Origin of the sequence: Desulfosporosinus cupriresistens (genome assembly GCF_001707885.1) — a bacterium.
Classification (GTDB): domain Bacteria; phylum Bacillota; class Desulfitobacteriia; order Desulfitobacteriales; family Desulfitobacteriaceae; genus Desulfosporosinus.
In genome coordinates, this window is the sequence record NZ_MASS01000105.1 from 1 (window position 1) to 5373 (window position 5373).

5 protein-coding genes are annotated in these 5373 nt (G+C 36.9%); 4 read left to right on the forward strand and 1 reads right to left on the reverse strand.

Features of this window, described 5'->3' with window-relative positions:
* The first annotated feature begins 500 nt into the window (after positions 1-500).
* Complete coding sequence (locus DSBG_RS21135) at positions 501-914, forward strand: PH domain-containing protein (protein WP_068966927.1); 414 nt, start codon at positions 501-503, stop codon at positions 912-914.
* A gap of 142 nt (positions 915-1056) precedes the next feature.
* Entirely contained in the window at positions 1057-1560 is a 504-nt protein-coding gene (locus DSBG_RS21140; RefSeq protein ID WP_176716349.1) for a GNAT family N-acetyltransferase, read from the forward strand.
* A 257-nt stretch (positions 1561-1817) separates the two neighbouring features.
* Here DSBG_RS21140 and DSBG_RS23340 read toward each other — a convergent pair whose 3' ends face one another.
* The gene (locus tag DSBG_RS23340) at positions 1818-1964 is read right to left on the reverse strand and encodes a hypothetical protein (protein WP_176716350.1); all 147 of its coding nucleotides are present in this window, start codon (positions 1962-1964) and stop codon (positions 1818-1820) included.
* A 375-nt stretch (positions 1965-2339) separates the two neighbouring features.
* Between DSBG_RS23340 and DSBG_RS21150 the strand changes: the two genes are divergently transcribed.
* Together DSBG_RS21150 and DSBG_RS21155 are read left to right on the forward strand one after the other, a co-directional pair.
* Positions 2340-4079: a cell wall-binding repeat-containing protein gene (locus tag DSBG_RS21150; RefSeq protein WP_068966930.1), complete on the forward strand. Its 1740-nt coding sequence runs from the start codon at positions 2340-2342 to the stop codon at positions 4077-4079.
* 222 nt (positions 4080-4301) lie between these two features.
* Entirely contained in the window at positions 4302-4886 is a 585-nt protein-coding gene (locus tag DSBG_RS21155) for a TetR/AcrR family transcriptional regulator (protein ID WP_068966932.1), read from the forward strand.
* Positions 4887-5373: the final 487 nt, after the last annotated feature.

Consider the following 5373-nt stretch of genomic DNA (forward strand, 5'->3'; position numbering starts at 1 on the left):
CTACAGGTGCGTCAATAGGCCTGCTTATACCCAACTTTCCTCATATTAGGTATACCTATTAATAGCCGGTGCATGACCGTCAGCGTTTCAAAGCCACAGACTCGGATTCAGCCCACAGGCTTTACCATATATGGCCTGACTCGCCAGGCAACTCGACAGCGTTAGCAGTCTAATCCTGGCTTTACCGACATGCTATTGTCCCCCAGAGGCTTTCGCATGAGGTTAGTCGGTTGTCTTACATCGCACCGCAGGAGCGATGATTTCTGAAAAAAATATATGAAACGCACAACGTGCGCACAGGAAATTGAGGAATGATGTGGAAAGTTTAGGGTGAGGTAAAGTGCAATTATGATGTGTATTTGTATTTGATGAAACAGATGCTCTACATTTTAGACGTTTTAATGAGGGTTAACAAATTCAGAATGTGTCGGAGTTTACTAAGCTTCATAAGTAGACTAATCGGGTAAATGTTTTTTGGTATTTAAGGGAGGAGATCTGCGTTGAGATACTTTAAACGCAAGGCAATTATGTCAATCCTATTTTTATTCTGTGGTGTAATGATTTTGTTTTCCGGGTTGCTTCAATTAACGATGAAGAATAATAATGCGGCAATATTTCAGATATTAGTGGCATTGATGTTCGCTTATGATGCTTACGTTTATATAACGCCATATCTTGGTTTGGATGAAGAGAAATTAATTGTTAACAATGGCCTTTTGAAGAAGGAAGTAATACTCTTAAAAGATATTACTGCAATTGATGATAAAAATAAGAAGCTGATAATATCATTTACTCAAGGTTCCTCTACAAAGCAACTAAAGATATTGCTATCCCATTTGAAGATTCAAGACAGAGAGCAATTTATGAAGGATTTGAAATCAAGAAGACTAGGGGACAAGGTTTGTGAGGGTTAGCATGTGGAGCAAAAGGTTAATAATATTTATCGGTGACAAGAAATTAGGTTCTAAAAGCGACTGGACAGCTCTGCTAAATAGGGATAATGAATTTACATGAAAAAGTACGCAGAAAAACACAAAAGGAGAGACCGTGTAAGATATGATTGACACTGAGTTATCTAATTTTAAATTAAGATTTGCACAACCATCTGATACTTTATTAATATTAGAGTTTATAAGAGAACTTGCTGAATATGAAAAAATGTTGCCTGAAGTTATTGCCACAGAAGAGGTTTTAAGAGAATCTCTCTTCGAAAGGAAAATTGCTGAGGTGATAATCGGTGAATTTCAAAACAAACCAGTATGTTTCGCATTGTTCTTCTACAATTTTTCAACTTTCCTAGGAAAACCGGGTATTTATCTGGAGGATTTATTTGTGAAACCAAAAATGAGAGGAAAAGGGATTGGCAAGATTATGCTTTCATTCCTAGCGAAATTAGCAATAGAAAGGAAATGTGGTAGATTAGAATGGTGGTGTTTGGACTGGAACGAACCCTCAATTAACTTTTACAAACATTTGGGGGCGACCCCAATGGATGATTGGACTGTATATAGGGTATGTGATGAAGAGTTGCATAAATTGGCAAACGGCTTTAAGCATTAAGGTTATTTATTAGGGTATTTGATATGATGGCCAAATTCGATCTCCAAAATAAAAAACCGGGTATAAACCCGGGCCAATTTTACTATTGGCTTTGGCTCAGTCTTGGCTTTGAGGATAGCCGTTAGTGCATCCGCCTGCCAATAGGACAGTGAGTTAACGTTAGTATATTTTAAATGTAAATTTGCCGAGTGTATAGTTGTCATATGGATGCTATGTCACCTATTTGACATTAGTGACCTGGACAAGTTAATCCGCTGTTACCAAATATCTCTCTGGTAATAAGTATCTTTGAGCTCTTCCAATTGGTTGACTACCTTCATTTGGAAATTTTCATCTTTAAGCTGTCTTAACTCACTCACTACCTTCACATCTGTTTCTCTTCCAGCTATAATTTTACCGCTCAAAAAAGAACACCTCCCTATATATTAAGCTCTAATAGTATTTCCTGAAATCAAGGAATGATGTTTGGCATTTTTTATAAGTTCTCAATATCGAGTGACTAATCCGAACAAACGATTGTGGCAACCTTGCGAAATAGGGTTGCTAATTTTTATGGGTTAATTGACATGAGACAGCGCTATTTGGCAACATGGTGCTACACATTTTCCATCGATTCTTGTAGGGATTTTTTGATTCTGTGATAATAGTTGCGATATCGTCCAAATGGGACATCGTTATTAATAAAAAGTAGATTAATACAATTGTCCCTTCGACATCCTTTACTTCCTCGGCATGCGATAATTATCTTAAATACTATATTTGAGGGAGAGTAGTATAGGATGACCAGAAAAACAATTACATTAATCTTGATCTCATGTAGCTGCATCTTTGGAACACCAGCTGTTGCTGCCACTAATAATCCTTCAGATACTAACTCATCTAAAATTATTGCCACTGATAGGCTTTTCGGGCATACAAGATATGAGACCGCCGAGGCTATCTCTGAGTATTATAGCAATGGTACGGTTAAGAACGTAGTCCTTTCAACAGGAAACGAATTTGCAGATGCTTTATCTGCAAGTGTTCTAGCCCATGAAAAGGAAGCACCAGTTTTATTAGTTGATACATCTGTCGATAGCTCTAAGGATGCAATTGACTATGTCATTCAACATCTTGATTCCTCGGGAACCATTTATATTATTGGTGGTGCTGGAATAATAAGTACAGAATTCGAGACTAAACTTAATAACCTTGGATTCCAAAATATTGTTAGAATCGCCGGCATAGATAGGTATGATACATCGTATAAGATAGCCAGTTCACTTGATGATCTAACTGAATCCACAGTTGTGATATCCTCCGGAGAACAATATCCTGATGCCTTAAGTATCTCAAGTTTTGCTGCTAATAAAGGCTGGCCGATTCTGTTATCTCCTCACGATACGCTCCCTCAAGATATGGAGAACTTTTTACTAGAAAGAAACCCTTCAAAAGTATACATCGCTGGAGGAGAAGGAGTGATCTCAGACAATGTAAAATCTGAGATAAGTACTTTGATACCACAGGCTAGTGTTCAACGGTTGACGGGACAATCTCGTTTTGATACAGATGTTATCATTGCAGAAACCTTTATGCCGAACCCCTCAACAGTATATCTAGCCACAGGTTACGATTTTGCTGATGCTTTGGCAGGTAGTGCCGTGGCAGCTAAAAAAGGAGATCCCATTATATTTATAGACCCTTCCGTACCAACCTTGCCAAAATCAGTAGCCAGTTACTTTGGGAAACTTTATGCAAACAATTCAAGGCCAAACTTAATCTCTTTCGGAGGCAGTGGAATTGTTTCGGATGAGATAATAAAAAATTCTAAAGACTTAATTTCGGGAATAGCGAAAGAAACTAGTATTTATTCTATAGCTGATATAACTGCAACAGTTACTCAAGATGAAGACTATTCTTTACCTACAACTGTTCAAGCTAAACTTTATAACAGTGATACGATAAATGTCCCTGTTCAATGGAATTCCAAGGCTGTAGATACCAGTTGCATCAGGTCAAGTGTTTATGAGGGAGTTGTAGACGGATATGGCAAAGCAATCAAACTTAATCTTACTGTTAAAGAACCAATACCAACAGCTCAATACTCTACTCACTTTGATTCAACTCTTGTCAATCGTACCGAGAACCTTCGCCTTGCCGTAAAGGCTCTCGATGGAAAAGTCTTAGCTCCCGGAGAAAGGTTCTCCTTTAATGAGAGTGTCGGAGAACGAACGGTCAAAGCTGGTTATAAGGAGGCGCTAATCATTGAAGGAAACATCTTCACCCTGGGGCTCGGAGGAGGGGTTTGCCAAGTTTCCTCCACTCTTTATAATGCTGTAATTCTTGCCCATTTAGAGATCCTTGAAAGACACCGTCATACTTTGCCCATTAGTTATGTTCCTTCAGGGGAGGATGCAACTGTGGCCTTTCCCATTCTGGATTTCAGATTCAGAAATAGTACAGATGCTTATCTCCTAATCCGTAGTTTCGTAGAAAAAAATACCTTAACCTTTAAGCTTTATAGGAAGGTAAAGAATTGACAGCTTCTATTGGCATTTTATCAGATTGCTATGGATGGATTATTTTGTGTTATACTAGGAACTGAACATGTCTACAGCCTTCCTCGCTTTAGGGAATTATCCACTTTGGGTTAATGAATGGACACAGTGTTCTAAACAAACGTGCGTGAATTCTTGTTTGAAAAAAATTTGCATTAAGAACAATAAATAAAAATTTATTTATTATTTAACAGCGGAGGTTTTATGGCTAGAATAGCTGATCCTGAAAAGCTTGAAAATATCAAAATAGCAGTTATGGAACTGCTTGTGGAGCATGGTTACGGTGGAATGTCTATTGTTTCCGTCAGCGAAAAAGCAGGAGTGTCCCCAGGCTATTTATACAAACATTACTCAAGTAAGGAAGAATTGGTCCAGGAACTAGTCGAAACAGAAATGGATAGTATCATTGAAAACCTTAAATTTAATATCAGTACTTCTAGCTCTGTTTATGAAGCAGCTTATAAAACGGTTTACAATTTATTTATGTATGCGAATTCTCACCCGATTAACGCAAAATTTACTGCTGCTGTTTTTTTGGATGTAAAAGTACCGAGTATGGAAAAGGTGGAGAATTATAAGATATTAGTGGAATTGGCAAAACAAATAATTGATCTAGGGATTAAAACTAAAGAAATAAATCCACAAGCTATTCCAATGGAGGTAGTTGCTATAGCTTTAACAATTCCTTTTAGATATATTTCTGTTTTTTTAGAAGTAGACAGAAAGAAAAAGTTTACACAGGAAGAAGCTAAAAGAGTTGCCGAAATTTGCGTTAAAGGTTTTAGCTAATTTTTTTATTCTAATAATAAATAAACATTTATTTATTATTTTAAGCTTAATAGAATTTGATCACTCATTTATGGGCACAGGCTAGTTCAGTAATCCTGAATTTTAAGGCCAATTTGCGTTAGGGGGAGGGAAATGATAGTAAGAAACTTTAACCACCAATGGGATCAATTTGTTTCTTTAATCCATGAGCAATACATCTAACGGTTAACGGTGTAGGCCCAAGGAATGGACACCAACCTGAAAAATCTAAATTAGAAGAAGCTGAACAATAATGAATTAATTTCGAAAAAAGAGAAAGTATACAAATTCATTCGAAGGAGGAGAATATGAAAAAACTAAGCATTCGAAAAAAAGTATTTTGGCTAGTCATGGGTTTGATCTTAATCGGAATAGTTGGAACGCTTATTTATTATGTTAGGTCACATTCAGTTGAAATCAGCAAAGATGTTTTGATGGTAAAAACGAACAAAGTAGGAACGTTAATTAA